Raw genomic sequence first — 19976 nt, forward strand, 5'->3', positions numbered from 1 at the left:
GCCGTTTCCGGGTCCGCAGCGTTGCGTGACCCGGAATGACCGAAACAAGGATGCAATTGCACTTGTTGCCGCGGCGCTTTAATTTGTCGGGCAATTTCTAGACGGAACCAGACGCGAAAGGACGTTTCATGAGCGTGCGCCCTCAGGCCAAGGACAAGCCGGCTGCGGCTTCTTTCCAGTGGGACGATCCGTTCCTGCTCGACGAACAGCTGACCGAAGACGAGCGCATGGTGCGCGACACCGCCCGTGCCTATGCCCAGGACAAGCTGCTGCCCCGCGTCTCCAAGGCCTATCTGGAAGAGACGACGGACCGCGAGATCTTCAACGAGATGGGCGAGCTTGGCCTGATCGGCATCACGCTGCCCGAGGAATATGGCTGCGCCAATGCGAGCTACGTCGCCTATGGCCTCGTCGCGCGCGAGATCGAGCGGGTCGATTCCGGCTATCGCTCGATGAACTCGGTGCAGTCCTCGCTGGTGATGTATCCGATCTACGCCTATGGCGATGAGAACCAGCGCAAGAAGTACCTGCCGAAGCTCGCCAGCGGCGAGTGGGTCGGCTGCTTCGGCCTGACCGAGCCGGACGCCGGCTCCGATCCGGCCGGCATGAAGACCCGCGCCGAGAAGGTCTCGGACGGCTATCGCCTGACCGGCAGCAAGATGTGGATCTCGAACGCGCCGATCGCCGACGTGTTCGTGGTCTGGGCCAAGTCGGCGGCGCACGACAACCAGATCCGCGGTTTCGTGCTGGAGAAGGGCATGAAGGGCCTCTCCGCGCCGAAGATCGGCGGCAAGCTCTCGCTTCGCGCCTCCATCACCGGCGAGGTCGTGATGGACGGGGTCGTGGTTCCCGAAGATGCGCTGCTGCCCAACGTCTCCGGCCTGAAAGGCCCGTTCGGCTGCCTCAACCGCGCCCGTTACGGCATCTCCTGGGGCGCGCTCGGCGCGGCCGAGGACTGCATGCATCGCGCCCGCCAGTACACGCTCGACCGCAAGCAGTTCGGCAAGCCGCTGGCGGCGACCCAGCTGGTGCAGAAGAAGCTCGCCGACATGGAGACCGAAATCGCGCTCGGCCTGCAGGGTTCGCTTCGCGTCGGCCGCCTGATGGACGAGGGCAAGTTCGCGCCCGAGATGATCTCGATCATGAAGCGCAACAATTGCGGCAAGGCGCTCGACATCGCCCGCGTCGCGCGCGACATGCATGGCGGCAACGGCATCTCGATCGAGTACCACGTGATGCGCCACGTCCATAACCTCGAGACGGTCAACACCTACGAGGGCACCCACGACGTCCACGCCCTGATCCTGGGACGCGCCATCACGGGCATTCAGGCGTTCTTCTGAGCCCGCGCTCTTCGGCTGTGGCTAGTTTGCTCCGCTGTCATCGCCCGCGAAGGCGGGCGATCCAGTATCCCAGAGACCTCGCCTTCGCCACAGACGCCGCGGCGTACTGGATACCCCGCCTTCGCGGGGTATGACGAAGAGTGTGGCGGTACGTACAGGAAGTCCCATGTCCGACAACGACGACGTCCCGTTCAACCGCAACTTTCCACTTCAGCCTGGCGTCGTCGAGGAAGTCCGTCCCGGCGTGCGGCGCGTGCTCTGTAACAATCCGAGCCCCTTCACCTTCACCGGCACAGTCAGCTACATCGTCGGCACCGGCAACGTCGCGATCATCGATCCCGGCCCTGATGATGCGGCGCATGCGGCGGCGCTGCTCGAGGCCGTGCGCGGCGAGACGGTGACGCATATCTTCGTCACCCACACCCACCGTGACCATTCGCCGAACACCGCGCGGATCAAGCAGGCAACCGGCGCGCCGGTTTATGCCGAAGGCCCGCACCGCGCCTCGCGCCCGCGCTTCGAGAGCGAGAAGCACAATCCGGAATCCGGCGTCGATCGCGATTTCGCGCCCGACATCAGGATCGCCCATGGCGACGTTGTCGAGGGCGACGGCTGGCGCCTCGAGGCCGTGGCGACGCCCGGCCACACCGCCAACCACCTCGCCTTCGCCTGGTCGGAGCGGAAATTCAATTTCGTCGGCGACCATGTGATGGGCTGGTCGACCTCGATCGTGGCGCCGCCCGACGGCTCGATGATCGACTACATGGACTCGCTCGACCGTCTCGCCGCGCGCGAGGAGGATCTCTACTTCTCCGGTCACGGCCCCGAGATCCCGGACGGCCCGCGCTTCGTGCGTTTCCTGATCCGCCACCGCAAGGCGCGCGAGGCCTCGATCCTGCACCGCCTCGCCAAGGGCGAGGCCGACATCCCGACCATGGTGCGCGCGATCTATATCGGCATCGATCCGAGGCTGACGACGGCCGCCGGCTATTCCGTGCTGGCGCATCTGGAAGATCTCGTCGCCCGCGGTGTGGTGGCAACCGACGGCGATCCCGTGATCACCGGGACGTACCGGATGGCGGGCGCCTAGCCCTCGTCATTCCGGGGCGCGCGCCAGCACGAACCCGGAATCCATCGGGCCGCAGTGTTGGTGGATGAATGGATTCTCTGATGCGCAATTGCGCATCATAGTTCGATGCTGCGCATCACCCCGGAGTGACACCAGGGCTATTTCTTCACCGTCTTCGCCGGTGCCTTCGGCGGCACCACCGGCGTCTTCTTCACCGGCTTGAGCGCATCGGCATCGGCGGCGGTGTTGAGATCCTCGATGAATTTCTTCACGCGTGCGGCATTGCTGCCGAGATCGCTATCGAAATAGCGCGAGGCGGAGCGGATATCGACGCGGGAATCCTCGCCGTCGGGCACGACCCTGATGGAAATGTCCTCGCGCAAGCCCATGATGGGCGTGCGGGCCACCGCCTCGATGCGACCCATGCGGCGCGGCGGCTGCGGCGCGCGCTCGTCGATGACGAGCCATTTGCGCTTGTTGACCAGCTGCAGCGCGATCGCATAGGCGCGATCGACCGGGATCTCGAGCTCGATCGGCTCGATATCAGGATAAAAATGGCGCTGCTGCTCGGCCGAATAGAGGCCGGCATAGACGGCCGTATTGGCGCCGTCACCGGCGCGCAGCCGCGCCAAAGCGTCGAAGCGGGGCGGGTCGATCGGGTCGGTGGTGATGTCGTGGATCGCCGGCAGCTTGCGGTATTGCAGGGCGAGATAGGCGGGGTAGGCGAGGATCGCGCCATCGATCAGGAACGCGAGCAGGATGCGCGTCATGCCGCGCGAGCCGTTCTGCCAGATCGCGGCGAAGCCCGCGAGCCCGAACAGGATCGAGAGCCCGGCGATCGCGAGGCCCCCGAAGAAGGTGACGAGCGCCGGCTTCGGCTCCAGGAAGCCGAAGCGGACGACGAGGATCGATACCAGGACGGCCACCACCGCGAACACGGCGAGATTTCGCGCCCAGCTGGCGAGGCTGGACACGGGCTCCGTCTGGTAGGGAGCGGAAAACCTGCGGGCCATCGGGTGAAGCTCTGCCGGGGTCTTGGAGGCGGTGCCGGCCGATCTGGCGCGACGATGGGCCGTTGAGACCACGGCCCGGCGGCAAATTCAAGGGTCGTTCACCCTCCCCTGGAGGGGGAGGGTCGATCGCGCGCAGCGCGAGCGGGGTGGGGTGACAGTCTCTCCACCGAGGCGGTGCCCGCGTGGAGAGATCACCCCACCCCGTCTCACATTGCGCTTCGCTCCATGTGAGCCGACCCTCCCCCTCCAGGGGAGGGTGGCACCAAGGCTCACGCCGCCGCGTTCGGGAAGCGGTAATCCTTGAACTGGTCGCGCAGCGCCGTCTTCAGGATCTTGCCGGTCGCGGTATGCGGGATGCCGTCGACGAAGGCGACGTCGTCCGGCATCCACCATTTGGCGATCTTGCCGTCCATGAATTTCAGGATGTCCTCGCGGCTCGCCTGCTGGCCCTGCTTGAGCTGCACGATCAGGAGCGGCCGCTCGTCCCATTTGGGGTGGAACACGCCGATCACGGCGGCTTCCGCCACGGCCGGATGGCCGACCGCGAGGTTTTCGAGGTCGATCGAGGAGATCCACTCGCCGCCGGACTTGATCACGTCCTTGGAGCGGTCGGTGATCCGCATATAGCCGTCCTCGTCGATGGTCGAGACGTCGCCGGTGTCGAAGAAGCCTTCCTCGTCGAGGATGTTGGCGTCGACGCGGTAATAGGCCTTGGCGACGGCGGGCCCGGAGACCTTGAGGCGGCCGAAAGTCTTGCCGTCCCAGGGCAGCTCCTTGCCGGCATCGTCGGTGATCTTCATCTGCACGGCGAAGGGGGCATAGCCCTGCATCTGCAGGACGTCGAGCTTGGCATCGCCGGTTGCGTTCTGGAACGGCGGCTTCAGGGCCGCGACGCTGCCGATCGGGCTCATCTCGGTCATGCCCCAGGCGTGGCGGACGCTCGAGCCCATGTCGAGGAAGGCCTTGATCATCGAGCGCGGCATCGCCGAGCCGCCGCAGATCACCATCTTCAGCTCCGGCAGCTTCAGATTGTTGGCGGTCATGTGCTGGAGCAGCATCAGCCAGACCGTGGGCACGCCGGCGGTGTGCGTCACCTTCTCGGTCGAGAGCAGCTCGTAGACCGAGGCGCCGTCGAGCTTGGCGCCGGGCATCACCAGCTTGGTGCCCTGCGAGGGCGCGGAGAAGGCGATGCCCCAGCTATTGGCGTGGAACAGCGGCACCACCGGCAGCATCGTCTCAGAGGCGCTGGTCCCGAGCGCATCGACATTGTTGGCCATCAGCGCGTGCAGCACATTGGAGCGATGCGAGTACAGCACGCCCTTCGGGTCGCCCGTGGTGCCCGACGTGTAGCACATCGCGGCCGCCGTGTTCTCGTCAAAGTCCTTCCATTTGAATTTGCCGTCGGCCTGCGCAATCCAGTCCTCGTAGGCCACCGCATTCTTCAGCGTGGTCTGCGGCATATGCGCCTTGTCCGTCAGCACGATGTAGCGCTCCACGCTTGGCAGCTTGTCGGCGATCTTCTCCAGGATCGGAACGAAGGTGATGTCGGTCATCACGATGCGGTCCTGCGCATGGTTGATGATCCAGGCGATCTGCTCGGGGAAAAGGCGGGGATTGACGGTATGGCAGATGGCGCCGATGCCCATGATGCCGTACCACACCTCGAGATGGCGCCAGGTGTTCCAGGCGATCGTAGCGACGCGGTCGCCGAGCTTGATGCCGTCGCGCTCCAGCATCTGGGAGACCTTGAGCGCGCGCTTGTGGATCTCGGCATAGTTGGTGCGGTGGATCGGTCCCTCGACCGATCGTGTGACCACCTCCTGCTTGCCATGAATCCTGGCGGCGTGTTCGATGATCCGGTGGCAGAGCAGGGGCCAGTCTTGCATCAAACCAAGCATTCCGACGTTCCTCCGAGAAGTCGCTGGGCGCGTTTTTGCTCTCAGCGTTGGGCCAATGAATTGTCATGAATTTTAGCCTGCCGGACTTTCGCCGCAAATGGTCTTGTCGCGGCTATATGTCCGCCGGCGCGGCAATGGTTACCGTCGCGCTGGGGCTGACGCTTGTGCTGACGGAGCGGGCAGAGGCGCGAAAATATGCTTCCCCGCTGGATATCTTTGGCATTGCTGCACCACGGCCGCGTGCGAAGGTTCATTCCGCCAGGATCCCGCTCCCGAAACCACGCCCTGAGGAGGCCCCGAAAGCGTCGGACGAGGCCCCGCCGCAGGTGGAGGGCAAGCCGTCCCCGGACAAGCCGGGGGACACCAGGCCCGCCGAAGCCGCGCGACCGCCCGAGAAGCAGGTCTCCGCCTGCCGCCTTGCGCTGACCGAGGAGATCGCGATCGCACCTTCCATCCCGGATATCCGCGGCCCCGGCGCCTGCGGCGGCGAGGATCTGGTGCGGCTCGAGGCCATCGTGCTGCCGGACAAGCGCAAGGTGACGGTGAAGCCGGCGGCGATCCTCCGCTGTACCATGGCCTCCGCGATCGCCGACTGGGTGCGCAAGGACATGGTGCCGCTGGCCGCGAGCCTCGGCACGACCATCAGCGATCTCGACAATTTCGACAGCTTCGAATGCCGGGGGCGCAACCGCATCGCCGGCGCGATGCTGTCCGAGCACGGCAAGGCCAACGCCCTCGACGTCCGCGCCATCAAGCTCGCCAATGGGCAGTCGATCGGCCTCACCGACCGCACCATGTCGCGCGATGTGCGCGAGCGCGTGCTGCATTCGGTCTGTACGCGCTTCTCCACCGTGCTCGGGCCGGGCTCGGACTGGTACCACGAGGACCATATCCATCTCGATCTCGCGCAGCGGCGCAACGATTACCGGATTTGCCAGTGGAACGTGTGGGATCCCCTGCCGCAGGTCGCGCCGCTCTTGCCGGCGGAGCGTCCCGAGGAGGCGCCGCCGCGCGAGGTCGCGGCCAAGCCCGGGGCAAAGGAAGGCGCTGATGACGAGGCCGCGGAGAAATCCCCCGCGCCTGAGGACAAGACGGCACCCGGGAAGAAGGCTCAGTCGCACAAGCCGGCAACAAAAAAGCGCCGGTAAGACCGGCGCTTTTGGATGTCAGAGGTCAGGAGGCGATCAGTAGCTGCCCGCCTGGCCGGTTCCGCCGGCGCCGAGCGCCAGCCGGGAATTGTAGGGCGAGTCGCCGTGCTTCGGCTCGAGCACGACCACGATCGTGCCGACCTTGACGCGATCATAGAGATCGATCGCGTCCTCGTTGGTCAGGCGGATGCAGCCTGACGAAATCGAGGCGCCGATATATTCCGGCTGGTTGGTGCCGTGGATGCGGAACAATGTGTCTTTCCCGCCGGAATAGAGGTAAATCGCGCGAGAGCCCATCGGATTGTCCGGGCCGGGTGCGACATAGGTCGGCACGCCCAGGCGCGAAATTTCGCCGGGGGTGGGGTGCCAGGCCGGCCACTCGGTCTTGCTGCCGACCTTGGCGATGCCCGACCAGGCCATGGCCTCTTCGCCGACGGTGATGCCGTAACGGATCGCCTTGCCGCCATCCTGCACGTAATAAAGATAGTGATTGTCGGAATCGACCACGATCGAGCCCGGTGATTCCTTGCGGTGATATTCGACGATGGCGCGGCGGAACGGCTCCGCGACCGGGGTGTTCTCGTACCGGACCTTGGCAAGGAGTTCCTTGTCCTTCGGCTTGAATGCCTTGGTGTCGGTCGCCTCGAAATGCGTGGCCTGCATGCAGCCCGACAGCATCAGGCCCGCGGCCAAAATTCCCAACTTAACTTTCAGCGACGACATGATTTGGTTCCAATCAAAACAATACCGTGCGGAAGGCCCAAGCTTACCGCCCCAAGTTCCTCGACTCCGTTAAGCCCATTATCGTTGAAATCTGCCACAATTCCAGCGCTGAAGGCCTTTTCCCGCGCTGCGAGACCCAAGCTGTGGCTTTTCTGCCGCAAGTTTTGCGACGCTGTGGGGGGTTTTTGGCAAAGGAGGTCCGAACTGTCGATTTCGCGCCACAGTAGCGCCACAAATGCAAACCCTCCGTTAATGTTGTTGTCATCGTGAACCTGTCAGAATCGCGCTAAAGGCTGTCATTCTGTCGCAGGTTCTCTGGAGTTGTTCATGTTTTCGGTGTTTGTTCCCTCCGAGTCCTCCCTCAAGAAGGCGGTGATCGAGGATCTGACGGTGCTGCCGGAGAACGCGGTCTGGATCGACCTCGTCAACCCCTCAGCCGCCGAGGACAAGGCCGTGGAGCGGCTGGCGGGCATCGCCATCCCGACCCGAGAAGATATGCAGGAGATCGAGATCTCCAGCCGGCTCTATATCGAGAACGGCGCGCGCTACATGACCGCGACGCTGATGTGCCACTCTGATACCGACATGCCCCGGACCACCGCGGTGACCTTCATTCTCGGCGACCATCGCCTGGTGACGGTGCGCTACGACCTGCCGAAGCCGTTTGCGCTGGTCGAGGCCAAGCTCGCCCGCTCCTGCACGCCGTCCATCACCGGCGAGATGGTGCTGATGGAACTCCTGGATGCCGTGATCGACCGCTGCGCCGACATTCTGGAGCGCTGCGGCGCCGAGATCGACCAGGTCTCGCACGACATCTTCGAGCCCGAAAGCGAGCGCCACGGTCACGCCAAGCAATATTCCCAGATCCTGATCTCGATCGGCCGCAAGGGGGATTTGACCTCCAAGGTCCGCGAGAGCCTGGTCTCGATCGGCCGTGTCGCCGCATTCCTCTCGGCGGTGGTGGAAGGCGTCAAATGGTCGAAGGACATGCGCGAGCAGCTCAAGACCATGCAGCGCGACGTCGTCTCGCTGACCGACCATGCCTCCTATCTCTCCAACAAGATCACCTTCGTGCTCGACGCCATGCTCGGTGTCGTCAATCTCGAGCAGAACAACATCATCAAGCTGTTTTCGGTCATGGCCGTTGTCCTGATGCCGCCGACGCTGATCGCCTCGATCTACGGCATGAACTTCAAGGCAATGCCGGAACTCGAATGGGTGCACGGCTATCCGATGGCGCTGGTGATGATGTTGATCGCCGCCATCGTCCCGTACTGGATCTTCAAATGGAAGAAGTGGCTGTGATCTCGTCCGCTCTCGGAAAATAGCTACCGAGACCTTACGCTGGTCGCAGAGACACGGCGCATCGTGTCGCAGAATAGAGCGGGTTTGCGGCGTCGCGGTGATGCGTGTTTGCTGCCCCAATTCCTCCGGTAAAATTTGAGCGGTGGGCTGAACGTTTGCGCGAAACTTGTCTGCGATAAGTAGTGCGTAGCCGCGAGGAACAGCCATGGTTGAAAAACACATAACGTCGCCCCGCAACGTCATCGATCTGGCGAACTATCGTCAGGTCCTGGCGAGCGGCAAGGCGTCGTCGATGTCGGCACGCCTGTGCCGGCACTGTGGTGCTCCGCTGCTCGATGGCGAGAACGACGACGACTGCTCGACTGCATTCAATGCCGCAGCTCCAAGTGCTGCAGCTCCAAGGCTGCGCGATCGGTCGCGTCGGATTCGAGTCGATTGAGGAACGGAAGGAAGGGCGGGCGATCCAGGTCTTGCGGCGGCGTTGTCTGGATCGCCTCGCTTTCCGCCTTTCGTGGCAAATCACCTAGCGCTGTATGATCTGCGCCGTCGAGACGATGGTCTCGGCGATCGCGCCGTCGTGGCTGAAGGGAGCCAAGTGCCTTTCGGCATCACGCAGCACGACCTCGACGTTGTCGCTCATGCGTCCTCATCATGGCGTTTGCTGCACTCTACCCATTCGCGAGCTGTCGTAAGCCCATCAGTCCTTGAATACGGACTTATGCCAATACATCTGCTCGTCTGCGAACCATGCTTCGTTCTGCTGCGTGCGGAGTCCCCGCAAGCACTTCATGTCGAGGCCGTACCGAGTCAATAGTCCAACTAGCTCCCGAAGACTGAGGTCTTCGACGGGGTCTTCTAATGTCACCTCCAAGCCTCTTGGACTTCCGACAAAGTCCTTCACTGCATCAATGGATTTCAGCCAGTGAAAGAAGCTGTCTTCATCACCGTTCGAAAAGAACGGGGCCGGTTCCCTAATTGCGATCTTCATCGTCGATCCTACAAAAGCTGCCGAGATCGGAGAACGACGCTGCCGCCTCTTACTCCGTCATTGCGAGGAGCGAAGCGACGAAGCAATCCAGCGTCTTTCGGCGGCGGCAGGATTGCTTCGCTGCGCTCGCAATGACGAGTGGAGCCTGCGCGCATCACACTTCGCTCTCGTGCCCGGACGTAGCGCAGCGCTCCAGTCGCCGCGAAGCATCGCCTACACGTGCTGGCCGCCGTTGATGTGGATCTCGGCGCCGTTGACGTACGAGCTGGTGTCCGTGCACAGCACATAGATGATCTTGGCCACTTCGTCCGGTGTGCCGAGGCGGTGCATCGGGATCTGCTGATCGACGATCTTCTCGGTGCCCGGCGACAGGATCGAGGTGTCGATCTCGCCCGGCGCGATCGCATTGACGCGCACGCCGACGCGGCCGAAGTCGGAGGCCATCTCGCGCGTCAGCGCAGCAAGCGCGGCCTTCGAGGTGGCATAGGCAGCGCCCGCGAAGGGGTGCACGCGCGAGCCCGCGATTGAGGTGACGTTCACGACCGAACCCTTGGCCGCCTTCAGCTCCTCGATCAGTCCGCGCGCGATCATGATCGGTGCGAAGAAGTTGACGTGGAAGACATGCGTCCAAGTGTCGAGATCGGTGTCGACCGAGCCGAGCCGCGAGCCGCCGGGGCCCTTCGGCGAGATCGCGGCGTTGTTGACCAGCGCATGCAGCGCGCCGCCTTCGAGCCGGTTGCGGATCTCGTTGATCGCGCGTGCAGTGTCCTCGGGGTCGCCGAGGTCGACCTGGATGTGGTCTTCAGGGCCCGCGTCCCACGGGCAATCCTCCGGAAACGCATGCCGCGAGCAGGTGATGACGCGCCAGCCCGCCGAGGAGAAGCGGATCACGGTGGCGTGGCCGATGCCGCGGCTCGCTCCGGTCAGGAGCAGCGTACGACGCGGCAGGTTGGACGAATGCGGCATGGACATCTTTCAGGTCGGCCCAAAGCTCGAGATAAGGCTCAGGACAAGGCTCAAGGATACATCCGCGTCTTGGACCATGGCTGGCCGGCGGCGTCACGACGAAATTCGATGCGGTCGTGCAGACGGAATGGGCGGTCGTGCCAGAACTCGATGCGCACCGGCGTGATGCGCCAGCCGCTCCAGCCCGGCGGCCGCGGCACTTCGCCGATGACGTACCTGGCCGCCACTTTCGCGATGGCTTGCTCGAAAGCGAAGCGGCTCTCCAGCGCTTCGGATTGCTTGCTCGCCCAGGCGCCGATCTGCGCCTGCTTCGGCCGCGTCGCGAAATAGGCGTCCGCCTCGGCATCGGTGACTGGCGTCACGTTGCCGCGGATGCGGACCTGACGGCGCAGCGACTTCCAGTGAAAAAGTAACGCTGCCTTAGGATTTGCGGCGAGTTCACGGCCTTTCTGGCTGGCGATGTGGCTGTAGAAGACAAAACCCTCGGTATCGAAGCCCTTCATCAGCACCATGCGCACATCCGGCAGCCCGTCGGGATCGACGGTTGCGAGCGCCATGGCGTTCGGATCGTTCGGTTCGCTCTTGATCGCCTCGTTCAGCCAGGCATCGAACAGCGCAAAAGGCTCGTCGGCGGCGGTGAAATCACCGGATGTTAAGGGTGTCTGGTGTTTCATCGAGGTCGTGTCGGTCATGTCTGGAGTCCGAGTTGCGTCCCGCGGCCCAAAACGCGTTGTTGTCCGCTACCGCCCTATATAGGACATGGGGACGCGTTGGCCTATCGGCGATCCGCCCGTCCAGCCTTGTCATGACGATCATTCTGATCGGGCTGGGTGCCGGCGGCTGCAGCTTCTCCCGCGGTGACAAGAGTGCCTATGCCAAGGCCGACGACAGCGACCTCACCGGCTCGATCATGCGGTCGGCGAAAGACACTGCGCCGACAGAGACCGATCTCGCCTTCGCCCGCAACGCCGCCTCGGACGTGCTGAGCAAGGGCGACAAGGATTCCAGCCAGCACTGGGAGAACCCGGAGACAGGGGCACGGGGCTCGGTGACGCCGATTGCGCAGTCCTATGCCGCCGAGGATGGCCGCAAGTGCCGAGATTTCCTGGCGAGCTACGTCAACGGGAACACGGAAAGCTGGCTCCAGGGCGCCGGTTGCCAAAGCAGTCGTGGCCGTTGGGAGATTCATACGCTAAAGCCGTGGCGGAGCTAGGAATCGGCGCGCGCCCCTAGTTGCAAAAATGCCACTCTCTCCCCACATCACCCGGAGTGGGGCGGGGAGCCCTTTGAACAATTCGAATTCTTGAAGGAGACGTGACGGATGCGCGACCCCTATGAGGTCTTGGGGGTGCCGCGGAGCGCCAATGCTGCCGCGATCAAGAGCGCCTATCGCAAGCTTGCCAAGAAGCACCATCCCGACAGCAACAAGGACGATCCGAAGGCGGCCGAGCGCTTCTCCGAAATCAACTCGGCGAACGAGATCATCGGCGACGAGGACAAGCGCAAGCAGTTCGACCGCGGTGAGATCGACGCCGACGGCAAGCCACGCTTCCAGGGCTTTCCGGGTGGCGGCGGGCCGCGCGGCCGCGCGGGTCCCGGCGGATTCGAGAGCTATACTTTCCGCTCCGGCGGCGGACCCGGCCAAGGCGGCGGCGCCTTCGAGGACATCCTCAACAGCATGTTCGGCGGCGGGATGCGCGGTGCGCGACCCGGGGCCGGCGGCGGTGCCCAGTTCGAATTCGACACCGGCGGGGTCGGGCTCGATCTCGACGTCAACGTCGCCATGTCCGTTTCGCTGGAAGAGTCCGTCAAGGGTGGCGAGAAGCGAGTGCGGCTGCCGACCGGCAAGGAGCTCAACGTCAAGATTCCGGCCGGCGTCACCGAGGGCCAGCAGATCCGGCTGCGGGGGCAGGGCGAGAGCGCCCAGGGCCATCCGCCCGGCGATCTCCTGATCACCATCAGCATCGCGCCGCACCCGTTCTTCAAGGTCGAGGGCGCGGACCTCAGGATCGACCTGCCGGTCACGCTCTACGAGGCGGTGCTCGGGGCCAAGGTCCGCGTGCCCACCCTCGGCAATGCGGTGGAGCTTTCGGTCCCGAAAAACACCTCCAGCGGCCGAACCTTCCGTCTCAAAGGTAAGGGCTTGCCGAAATCTGGCGGAACCGGGGATCTCTTCGTCACCATCAGGATTATGCTACCGGACGGGAACGACGCCGAGCTTGAAGCATTGATGGAAAAGTGGCGGGACCAGCACCCCTACAATCCACGTAGCGGGCTCGGTTAGGGCGCGATCGAACTGAAGGGGTTTCCTGGAAGCCGAAAGCATCGTCCACGAGATGATGCTCATCATACGCCTGAGGCGTGATAGCGCTTCTCGGCTCGCATGCTCGACGTGTCGGCTGTCCGGCGGGGCAGCCGATAAAAAGGTGCGGCCTCGAGAGGGGGACCAGCGCGGTACCAAAAACCCCAATCGAGGCCGCCCGCGTCGATCGGCGGATCGAACGCTACTCATAATCGCGTGAACACCCGGTGCGATAATGAGACACGCCCGTGTCTTGATTCCAAATTTTCAATGACGGAATCGAGGCACCGCGCCTGTGCAGTTGTCTAGGTGCCGTTCTTCTCTGCTTGGTCGTAGACGGCCTGCGCCACCTTGGTCAGCCGGTCGCGATCACCGCCGCCGCTGACGACATAGCCGACGCCGCGCTCAGCCCAGAACAGCGCGCCGTCCTTGTCCGTCCTGGCATAGCGCATTTGCGTCGCACCATTCTCGGTCTTGGCCGAGTAGATCGTGTACCGCTCGCCCGAGGCGCCCTCATACATCAGGAACGACGCCGGCCCGTTCGGCCCCGGCAGCAGCCGGCCGCCGACCAGCTTCAGCCCGCTCGCCTCCAAATTCGGCGCGAACACGGTCCAGCCGCAGCGCCTGGTCAGCCAGGCCTGCAAATGATCGCGCTCGTTGCCGCCGACTTCGACGGGGTGACGGACCTCGACGACATAGAGGCGGTGGGCGTCGAGCGCATCCGCCGTAAAGCTCTGGAAGGTCGAAGGCGCGTTGGTTGCACCATGCGCCACCCAGCCGGCGGTGCCGCCGGCGACGAAGGCCACCAGCACAGCCGCGGCGGCGCCATAGAGCCATTGCCGGGGACGGCGCTCCAGCCGCTCGAGCTCCAGCCGTGCCGGCACCGGCTCTTGGGCGACCGAGTCGTAACGCGCGTGCAGCATCTCGGCCATGGTCCGCCAGGACTGCACCCGCTCGGCGTCCTCCGGGTGGGCGGCAAGCCAGGCCTCGACATCGGCGCTTCGCTCGGCCGGCAGCTCGCCGTCGACATAGGCGTGGAGCTCGTCCTCGGTGATGGGAATGTTGCGGTCGTTCATATCGGTCGTCTCTGGCTCTGCGGCCCAAAAAATCCTTCGTGGCTCAACTTCGTCCGCTTCGCCCTGCGGGCGGATACTAAGCGATGCATCAACCCGGCCATCATTTCACCCGCCTGAGCGCCGGGCGCTCACCCTCCAGCGAAGCTTTCACGTGGGCTCTCGCCCTTGCCAGGCGCGACATCACGGTGCCGATCGGCACGCCCTGGATGTCGGCGACCTCGCGGTAGCTCATGCCCTCCAGCATCACCAGCAGCAGCACCGAACGTTGCTCCTCGACCAGCGTTGCCAGCGCCTTCTCGATGTCGCGGCCCTCGGCTTCGGTCCCGCTGGCGTCGGGGTTGTTCTCCGTCAGCTGCATGAATTGCGGCCGCCTCGCCAGCGAGCGCCGCCGGTTCTTGTTGAGGTTGGTCAGGATCGTATAGAGCCAGCTCCTGACGTCGCCTCCGAGAAACAATCGCTCCGAACGGAGCGCGCGCACCAACGTGTCCTGCACCAGATCGTCGGCCGCATCCGCATCGCGCGTCAGCGCGCGGGCGTAGCGGCGCAACGCCGGGATCATGGCTTCCACACTCTGGCGAAACGCACTCATGCCGTCTTTGATGTCCTGCCGTTCGGCGCAAGCGCCACAATCATCATAACACCCGAATGGAACGGCTATTCCGGCGCTCGAAACAGCGTTAACGCCGCGTATTAGGGCTGTACCGCAGGGGAGGGCTGGTGTACCTCCAGACCTCAACGAGAGCTCGACGGGACGTTCAAAAATGGCGCAGAATTCAGGTCTGATGCAAGGCAAGCGCGGGGTGATCCTCGGCGTTGCCAACAACCGCTCGATCGCCTGGGGCATTGCCAAGGCATGCCACGCCGCCGGCGCCGAGCTCGCCTTCACCTATCAGGGCGATGCGCTGAAGAAGCGCGTCGAGCCGCTTGCCGCCGAGATCGGCGGCCTCGTGCTCGGCCATTGCGACGTCACCGACGCCGCGACCATCGACGCGGTCTTCGCGGTGCTGAAGGAGAAGTGGGGCAAGATCGACTTCCTGGTGCACGCGATCGCTTATGGCGAGCAGCTCGACGGCCGCTACGTGGACACCACGCAGGAGAATTTTTCGAAGTCGATGCTGATCTCCTGCTATTCGTTCACGGCGGTGGCGCAGCGCGCCGAGAAGCTGATGACCGATGGCGGCTCGCTGATCACGCTCTCTTACTACGGCGCCGAGAAGTGGATGCCGCATTACAACGTGATGGGCGTGGCGAAAGCGGCGCTGGAAGCCAGCGTGCGCTATCTCGCCGCCGATCTCGGCGAGAAGAACATCCGCGTCAACGCGATCTCGGCAGGTCCCATCAAGACGCTGGCGGCGTCCGGCATCGGCGACTTCCGCTATATCCTGAAGTGGAACGAGACCAACGCGCCGATGCGGCGCAACGTGTCCACCGAAGACGTCGGCGGCAGCGCGCTGTATTTCCTCTCCGACCTCTCGCGTGGCGTCACCGGCGAGGTGCATCACGTCGATTCCGGCTACCACGTGCTCGGAATGAAGCGCCCGGACGCGCCGGACATTTCGCTCGGTGGGAAGGACTAGTTCTTATCTGCAATGCCCGGGCCTACAATCTATTATCTTCGCCACGGCGAGACCGAGTGGAATGCGCTCGGGCGGCTTCAGGGCACCAGGGACATTCCGCTGAATGTGCGCGGCCGCAATCAGGCCGTGCAGGCCGGCGGCGTTTTGGCCGATCTGTTCAGGCGTGACGGGCGCGACAAGGCCGCGCTGCCTTACGTGTCGAGCCCGCTCGGCCGTGCGCGCCAGACCATGGAACTCGCGCGCGGCAAGCTCGAGCTGCCGGTGGCCGGCTATACGCTCGACGATCGTCTGCGCGAGATCGGCTACGGCGCCTGGGAAGGGCTGACGCTGGCCGAGAGCGAGGCGAAGGATCCAGACATCTATGCAAGGCGCCTCGCCGACAAATGGACCGTGGGGCCTGCGGGCGGGGAAACCTATGCCGACGTGCAGGTCCGCGTGCGGGCCTGGTACGACCAGCTCCGGACCGACACGGTCGCGGTGGCCCATGGCGGGACCTGCAGGACCCTGATGGTGTCCCTGGGGCTGGAGACCCCCGCCAGCGCCGCCGAGCTCTATATCGAGCAAGGCGCCGTCTACGTGTTCCGCGACGGGCGGCTGGAGAAGTTTAGTTGAGTCCCTCCCACCGTCATTCCGGGGCGGTGCGTAGCACCGAACTCCGGTGCGCCCTTGCGCACCTGAGAATCTCGAGATTCCGGGTCTGGTCCTGCGGACCATCCCGGAATGACGGGAACATCGTTTGACCGGTTCTGCCTTGCGCGCTACCACGCAATGTAATTTGTCAACGCTAGGCGGCAGTTCGGGATGTCCTTCAACACCTTCGGCCACATGTTCCGCGTCACCACCTTCGGCGAGAGCCACGGGGTGGCGATCGGCTGCGTGGTTGACGGCTGCCCGCCGATGATCCCGCTCACCGAGGCCGACATCCAGCGGGATCTCGACCGCCGCCGTCCCGGCCAGTCACGCTTCACCACCCAGCGCCAGGAGCCGGACCAGGTCAAGATTCTGTCCGGCGTGATGGCGCATCCGGAAACCGGCGTGCAGGTGACGACGGGCACGCCGATCGGCCTCCTGATCGAGAACACCGACCAGCGCTCGAAGGACTATTCCGAGATCAAGGACAAGTTTCGTCCGGGCCACGCCGACTTCACCTATGAGGCGAAATACGGCCTGCGCGACTATCGCGGCGGCGGCCGCTCCTCGGCGCGCGAGACCGCGATGCGGGTCGCAGCCGGCGCCATCGCGCGAAAAGTGCTGCCCGACGTGAAGGTGCGCGGCGCGCTGGTGCAGATCGGCCCGCACAAGATCGACCGCGACAAGTGGGACTGGGACGAGATTGCGAAAAATCCGTTCTTCTGCCCGGACAAGGACAAGGCCGCGTTCTTCGAGACCTATCTCGACGGTATCCGCAAAAGCGGCTCCTCGATCGGCGCGGTGCTCGAGATTGTCGCCGAAGGCGTGCCTGCAGGTCTTGGCGCACCGATCTACGCCAAGCTCGATTCTGATCTCGCGGGCGCGATGATGACCATCAACGCGGTGAAGGGCGTCGAGATCGGCGCCGGCTTCGGCGCGGCCGAGCTCACCGGCGAAGAGAACGCCGACGAGATGCGCACCGGCAATGACGGCACGCGCTTCCTCTCCAACCATGCCGGCGGCGTTCTGGGCGGCATCTCCACGGGACAGCCGATCGTGGTGCGTTTCGCGGTGAAGCCGACCTCGTCGATCCTCCAGCCGCGTCTCACCGTCGACCGCAAGGGCGCCGACACCGAGATATTCACCAAGGGCCGCCACGACCCCTGCGTCGGCATCCGCGCCGTCCCCGTCGGCGAAGCCATGATGGCCTGCGTGCTGGCCGATCATTTCATCCGGGATCGCGGGCAGGTCGGCCGCTAGCGCCGGTAGGGCCTTCGTGTCGCGGTACCAGCCCACCGCGCAGCTTGACGTCTGCACAACTTCGTCCGCAAATGCGGGCATGCAAAACTCCGAGCTACACCGTATCACCGACTGGCTGATCGACGGCGCGAGGTCGTCCGGAACCCCGGCCGAGATGATCGCCGACGTCTGCGAGCATCTGGTCGAGGCCGGCCTGCCGCTGTGGCGGTTCGGCATCTTTATCCGCACGCTGCATCCGGAGATCTTTGGCCGCAACTTCATCTGGCGGCAGGGCGAGGAGGTCGAGATCGGCTCCGTCGATTTCGAGATCCTGGAGACGCCCGAATTCGCCAAGAGCCCGCTGCGGATCGTGTTCGAGCAGGGGCTGGAGGTCCGCGGACGCATCGACGGTCGCGACAACGAGCGGTTTCCGTTTCTCGACGACATGCGGGCCGAAGGGGCGACCGACTATATCGCCGTGCCCATGCCGTTTCTCGACGGCTCGGTCCATGCGACCAGCTGGGTGACACGGCATCCCGGCGGGTTCAGCGATGACCACGTCGCGGCAATCCGCTCCATCGTGACGCCGCTCGCGCGCGTCGCCGAGATCATCAGCCTGCGCCGCACCGCCGAGATGCTGCTCGACACCTATGTCGGCAACCGCGCCGGCGCGCGCATCCTCGGCGGCCAGATCCGCCGCGGCCACAACGACACCATGCAGGCCGCGATCTGGCTCTCGGATCTGCGCGGTTTCACCGCGCTGTCGGACCGCCTGCCGGCAGAGACCGTGGTCGAGATCCTCAACCAGTATTTCGATTGCCAGGTCACCGCGATCCGCGGCCATGGCGGCGAGGTGCTGAAATTCATGGGCGACGGCCTGCTCGCGGTGTTCCCGATCGACGAATATGTCGGCGATGCCGCCCATGTCTGCACGCGCGTGCTGGAGGCTGCGCGCGAATCCCGCGCCAGCGTCGAGGCGCTCGCCTTTCCGGTCGGCGACATCGTCGAGCGCTTCCGCTTCGGCGTTGCGCTGCACGTCGGCAACATCCTCTATGGCAATATCGGCGGCGGCAACCGGCTCGACTTCACCTGCATCGGCCCCGCCGTCAATCTCGCGGCACGACTGGAGAAGATCGCCGGCCGGCTGGGGCGCACCGTCGTGGTCTCGGAAGTCTTTGCCAATGCCTGCCGCCACGACTGGCGCGCGCTCGGCGAATTTCCGATCGCGGGTTTCTCCAAGGCGCAGCGCGTCTACGGGCTCGGCGAAGAGACGCCGGTGGTGATGGCGTGAAGGCGTTCAGACCGACGATCGTGCCAGTCGGCTGAGCAGAGCTACACTCACCGCTCTTGGCTGCTGCGCGCCTCAGTCCGTCCGCTCCAGATTGTCGCGCACGCGCCACTTCAGCGCTTCGATGTCGATCTGATGCACGCTGCCGCTGCCGGCGAGGTCGAGCGCGTGCGCAGCGGCAGCGCCCATCGCCATGCAGGGGCCCATCACCCGAACGCTGGAGAGTGCCGCCTTGTCGGCATCGATGCAGCGGCCGGCGGCGACGATGTTGTCGGCTTCCTGCGGCGTCAGGCTGCCGAACGGCACATAGTGGACGTGGTCCTTGTCGAAGACGTGCCAGTGATGGCCGGAGCCGTGGTCGTGCAGTTCGATTGGCCACGCCGTGCGGCCGATGGCGTCTTCGAATTTGGTGCCGGCGCGGACGTCGTCGACCGACAATTGCTGGCGGCCGACGATCCAGCGCGTCTGGCGGATCCCGGGAAAGCCATAGGCGCGGATACGCGCCTTGCCGAAGCAGGCGGGGAATTCGTTCTTGAGGAAGGCGAAGGCGCGGTCGGCCTGGTCCTTGCCCTCGATGCCCTTGCGGCTCGCCTCCAGCGGCTCCAGTGGCGTCTCGACATGGGTCATGTTCATGGCGGCAACGCCGCGTCCGGGAATGACGAAGGACAGGCCCTCGCGCCGCAACAGGCCGTAGTCGCCGGCCTTCTCTCGCATGCGCGCCGGCAATTCCTCCCGGCTCGGCACCTTGCTCTCGTCGATATTCTCCACGATCAGCATTTGCGTGCCGTAGATCGGGCCGTCATCGGGCTCGCGGCAGGCAAAGCCCGCCTGCCACACCAGCGCGGCGTCGCCGGAGGCGTCAACGAAGCCGTTCGCCTCGACCTCGACGTCACCGTAGCGGGTGGAGAGATCGATCCCGGTCACGCGCCGGCCGGCGACGCGGACGTTGCGCATGACGGCGCCGACGATCACGGTGACGCCGGCGGCAAGCATCGCCTTCTCGACCCAGCGTCCGAGCGCGACCTCGTCGTAATAGACAACGGTGGTGTGCGGCCCGCGGCGGTAGAACAGCGCGTTCTCCTGCGCACCGAGGTCGCCCAGCAGATCGTCCGCGATGCCGTGGGTGAACTGGTAGCCGTCGCTGCCGTTCGAGAACAGGCCGCAGAACGTGCCGATGATGGAGTTGACCGCCTGGCCGCCGAGCGCGGGCAAGCTGTCGACCAGCACCACCTTGCGCCCGGCACGCGCGCCCTCGATCGCCGCCGACATGCCGGCCGCACCCGAGCCGACTACGCAGATGTCGGCGACGACGCGCGACGGCTTTTGGCTCGCGGCACGCCGGACGATTTTGGTGCCCGCGGTGACTTCGCTCGCGCTCATGGGTAGCTCCGTGTTCTTGTTGTCGTTGTCA

The 19976-nt window shown here is 64.7% G+C and carries 20 protein-coding genes; 11 read left to right on the top strand and 9 right to left on the bottom strand.

Annotated features, from left to right (window positions below; all coding sequences use genetic code 11):
* The first annotated feature begins 128 nt into the window (after positions 1-128).
* Entirely contained in the window at positions 129-1343 is a 1215-nt protein-coding gene (locus IQ16_RS31615; protein ID WP_018648683.1) for an acyl-CoA dehydrogenase, read from the top strand.
* 166 nt (positions 1344-1509) lie between these two features.
* Entirely contained in the window at positions 1510-2433 is a 924-nt protein-coding gene (locus IQ16_RS31620; RefSeq protein ID WP_018648682.1) for an MBL fold metallo-hydrolase, read from the top strand.
* Positions 2434-2570: 137 nt separating this feature from the next.
* On the opposite strand, the gene IQ16_RS31625 is transcribed toward IQ16_RS31620, so the two are convergent.
* Together IQ16_RS31625 and IQ16_RS31630 are read right to left on the bottom strand one after the other, a co-directional pair.
* Positions 2571-3425, bottom strand: a complete 855-nt coding sequence (locus tag IQ16_RS31625; protein ID WP_018648681.1) for a DUF1499 domain-containing protein — start codon at positions 3423-3425, stop codon at positions 2571-2573.
* A gap of 269 nt (positions 3426-3694) precedes the next feature.
* Positions 3695-5323 (bottom strand): fatty-acid--CoA ligase, encoded by a 1629-nt coding sequence (locus IQ16_RS31630; protein WP_018648680.1) that lies wholly within the window; start codon positions 5321-5323, stop codon positions 3695-3697.
* Between the two features lie 65 nt (positions 5324-5388).
* Here IQ16_RS31630 and IQ16_RS31635 point away from each other — a divergent pair, with 65 nt between their 5' ends.
* Positions 5389-6471: an extensin family protein gene (locus IQ16_RS31635; protein ID WP_018648679.1), complete on the top strand. Its 1083-nt coding sequence runs from the start codon at positions 5389-5391 to the stop codon at positions 6469-6471.
* Positions 6472-6507: 36 nt separating this feature from the next.
* Here the strand turns inward: IQ16_RS31635 and IQ16_RS31640 are convergent, their stop codons facing one another.
* The gene (locus IQ16_RS31640) at positions 6508-7194 is read right to left on the bottom strand and encodes a L,D-transpeptidase (RefSeq protein ID WP_018648678.1); all 687 of its coding nucleotides are present in this window, start codon (positions 7192-7194) and stop codon (positions 6508-6510) included.
* A gap of 327 nt (positions 7195-7521) precedes the next feature.
* Between IQ16_RS31640 and IQ16_RS31645 the strand changes: the two genes are divergently transcribed.
* Entirely contained in the window at positions 7522-8499 is a 978-nt protein-coding gene (locus tag IQ16_RS31645) for a magnesium transporter CorA family protein (protein ID WP_018648677.1), read from the top strand.
* 205 nt (positions 8500-8704) lie between these two features.
* Positions 8705-8938, top strand: coding sequence for a hypothetical protein (locus IQ16_RS31650; RefSeq protein WP_080648185.1), 234 nt, complete (start codon positions 8705-8707; stop codon positions 8936-8938).
* 258 nt (positions 8939-9196) lie between these two features.
* Here IQ16_RS31650 and IQ16_RS31655 read toward each other — a convergent pair whose 3' ends face one another.
* The 3 genes from IQ16_RS31655 to pdxH all read right to left on the bottom strand — a co-directional run bounded on the left by IQ16_RS31655 (position 9197) and on the right by pdxH (position 11145).
* Entirely contained in the window at positions 9197-9487 is a 291-nt protein-coding gene (locus IQ16_RS31655; RefSeq protein WP_018648674.1) for a hypothetical protein, read from the bottom strand.
* Between the two features lie 213 nt (positions 9488-9700).
* Positions 9701-10453 carry an SDR family NAD(P)-dependent oxidoreductase gene (locus tag IQ16_RS31660; RefSeq protein ID WP_026312957.1) on the bottom strand — a complete coding sequence of 251 codons (753 nt, stop codon included), beginning with the start codon at positions 10451-10453 and terminating at the stop codon, positions 9701-9703.
* A 50-nt stretch (positions 10454-10503) separates the two neighbouring features.
* Positions 10504-11145, bottom strand: coding sequence for a pyridoxamine 5'-phosphate oxidase (gene pdxH / locus IQ16_RS31665; RefSeq protein ID WP_018648672.1), 642 nt, complete (start codon positions 11143-11145; stop codon positions 10504-10506).
* 113 nt (positions 11146-11258) lie between these two features.
* Between pdxH and IQ16_RS31670 the strand changes: the two genes are divergently transcribed.
* Positions 11259-11666, top strand: a complete 408-nt coding sequence (locus IQ16_RS31670) for an RT0821/Lpp0805 family surface protein (RefSeq protein WP_018648671.1) — start codon at positions 11259-11261, stop codon at positions 11664-11666.
* A 108-nt stretch (positions 11667-11774) separates the two neighbouring features.
* On the top strand, positions 11775-12737 hold the full coding sequence (locus IQ16_RS31675) for a DnaJ C-terminal domain-containing protein (protein ID WP_018648670.1): 963 nt from the start codon (positions 11775-11777) through the stop codon (positions 12735-12737).
* Positions 12738-13060: 323 nt separating this feature from the next.
* Here IQ16_RS31675 and IQ16_RS31680 read toward each other — a convergent pair whose 3' ends face one another.
* Both IQ16_RS31680 and IQ16_RS31685 read right to left on the bottom strand, forming a co-directional pair.
* On the bottom strand, positions 13061-13831 hold the full coding sequence (locus IQ16_RS31680; RefSeq protein WP_018648669.1) for an anti-sigma factor family protein: 771 nt from the start codon (positions 13829-13831) through the stop codon (positions 13061-13063).
* A gap of 100 nt (positions 13832-13931) precedes the next feature.
* Positions 13932-14420, bottom strand: a complete 489-nt coding sequence (locus tag IQ16_RS31685; protein ID WP_011085414.1) for a sigma-70 family RNA polymerase sigma factor — start codon at positions 14418-14420, stop codon at positions 13932-13934.
* Positions 14421-14592: 172 nt separating this feature from the next.
* Here IQ16_RS31685 and fabI point away from each other — a divergent pair, with 172 nt between their 5' ends.
* The 4 genes from fabI to IQ16_RS31710 all read left to right on the top strand — a co-directional run bounded on the left by fabI (position 14593) and on the right by IQ16_RS31710 (position 18568).
* A complete protein-coding gene (gene fabI, locus IQ16_RS31690) occupies positions 14593-15408 on the top strand; it encodes an enoyl-ACP reductase FabI (RefSeq protein WP_018648668.1) in 816 nt (271 codons plus the stop codon).
* 12 nt (positions 15409-15420) lie between these two features.
* A complete protein-coding gene (locus tag IQ16_RS31695) occupies positions 15421-16020 on the top strand; it encodes a histidine phosphatase family protein (protein ID WP_018648667.1) in 600 nt (199 codons plus the stop codon).
* Between the two features lie 189 nt (positions 16021-16209).
* Positions 16210-17298: a chorismate synthase gene (gene aroC, locus IQ16_RS31705; RefSeq protein ID WP_018648666.1), complete on the top strand. Its 1089-nt coding sequence runs from the start codon at positions 16210-16212 to the stop codon at positions 17296-17298.
* A gap of 79 nt (positions 17299-17377) precedes the next feature.
* Positions 17378-18568 (top strand): adenylate/guanylate cyclase domain-containing protein, encoded by a 1191-nt coding sequence (locus IQ16_RS31710; protein WP_018648665.1) that lies wholly within the window; start codon positions 17378-17380, stop codon positions 18566-18568.
* 72 nt (positions 18569-18640) lie between these two features.
* On the opposite strand, the gene IQ16_RS31715 is transcribed toward IQ16_RS31710, so the two are convergent.
* Positions 18641-19945 (bottom strand): FAD-dependent oxidoreductase, encoded by a 1305-nt coding sequence (locus IQ16_RS31715; RefSeq protein WP_026312956.1) that lies wholly within the window; start codon positions 19943-19945, stop codon positions 18641-18643.
* Positions 19946-19976: the final 31 nt, after the last annotated feature.

This window comes from Bradyrhizobium huanghuaihaiense, assembly GCF_007830635.1.
GTDB lineage: Bacteria > Pseudomonadota > Alphaproteobacteria > Rhizobiales > Xanthobacteraceae > Bradyrhizobium > Bradyrhizobium huanghuaihaiense.

Excerpts from the sequence above, each read along its gene's own strand:
- IQ16_RS31615 (WP_018648683.1), top strand. The coding sequence starts at position 129 with ATGAGCGTGCGCCCTCAGGCCAAGGACAAGCCGGCTGCGGCTTCTTTC.
- IQ16_RS31620 (WP_018648682.1), top strand. The coding sequence starts at position 1,510 with ATGTCCGACAACGACGACGTCCCGTTCAACCGCAACTTTCCACTTCAG.
- IQ16_RS31625 (WP_018648681.1), bottom strand. The coding sequence starts at position 3,425 with ATGGCCCGCAGGTTTTCCGCTCCCTACCAGACGGAGCCCGTGTCCAGC.
- IQ16_RS31630 (WP_018648680.1), bottom strand. The coding sequence starts at position 5,323 with ATGCTTGGTTTGATGCAAGACTGGCCCCTGCTCTGCCACCGGATCATC.
- IQ16_RS31635 (WP_018648679.1), top strand. The coding sequence starts at position 5,389 with ATGAATTTTAGCCTGCCGGACTTTCGCCGCAAATGGTCTTGTCGCGGC.
- IQ16_RS31640 (WP_018648678.1), bottom strand. The coding sequence starts at position 7,194 with ATGTCGTCGCTGAAAGTTAAGTTGGGAATTTTGGCCGCGGGCCTGATG.
- IQ16_RS31645 (WP_018648677.1), top strand. The coding sequence starts at position 7,522 with ATGTTTTCGGTGTTTGTTCCCTCCGAGTCCTCCCTCAAGAAGGCGGTG.
- IQ16_RS31650 (WP_080648185.1), top strand. The coding sequence starts at position 8,705 with ATGGTTGAAAAACACATAACGTCGCCCCGCAACGTCATCGATCTGGCG.
- IQ16_RS31655 (WP_018648674.1), bottom strand. The coding sequence starts at position 9,487 with ATGAAGATCGCAATTAGGGAACCGGCCCCGTTCTTTTCGAACGGTGAT.
- IQ16_RS31660 (WP_026312957.1), bottom strand. The coding sequence starts at position 10,453 with ATGCCGCATTCGTCCAACCTGCCGCGTCGTACGCTGCTCCTGACCGGA.
- pdxH (WP_018648672.1), bottom strand. The coding sequence starts at position 11,145 with ATGACCGACACGACCTCGATGAAACACCAGACACCCTTAACATCCGGT.
- IQ16_RS31670 (WP_018648671.1), top strand. The coding sequence starts at position 11,259 with ATGACGATCATTCTGATCGGGCTGGGTGCCGGCGGCTGCAGCTTCTCC.
- IQ16_RS31675 (WP_018648670.1), top strand. The coding sequence starts at position 11,775 with ATGCGCGACCCCTATGAGGTCTTGGGGGTGCCGCGGAGCGCCAATGCT.
- IQ16_RS31680 (WP_018648669.1), bottom strand. The coding sequence starts at position 13,831 with ATGAACGACCGCAACATTCCCATCACCGAGGACGAGCTCCACGCCTAT.
- IQ16_RS31685 (WP_011085414.1), bottom strand. The coding sequence starts at position 14,420 with ATGAGTGCGTTTCGCCAGAGTGTGGAAGCCATGATCCCGGCGTTGCGC.
- fabI (WP_018648668.1), top strand. The coding sequence starts at position 14,593 with ATGGCGCAGAATTCAGGTCTGATGCAAGGCAAGCGCGGGGTGATCCTC.
- IQ16_RS31695 (WP_018648667.1), top strand. The coding sequence starts at position 15,421 with ATGCCCGGGCCTACAATCTATTATCTTCGCCACGGCGAGACCGAGTGG.
- aroC (WP_018648666.1), top strand. The coding sequence starts at position 16,210 with ATGTCCTTCAACACCTTCGGCCACATGTTCCGCGTCACCACCTTCGGC.
- IQ16_RS31710 (WP_018648665.1), top strand. The coding sequence starts at position 17,378 with ATGCAAAACTCCGAGCTACACCGTATCACCGACTGGCTGATCGACGGC.
- IQ16_RS31715 (WP_026312956.1), bottom strand. The coding sequence starts at position 19,945 with ATGAGCGCGAGCGAAGTCACCGCGGGCACCAAAATCGTCCGGCGTGCC.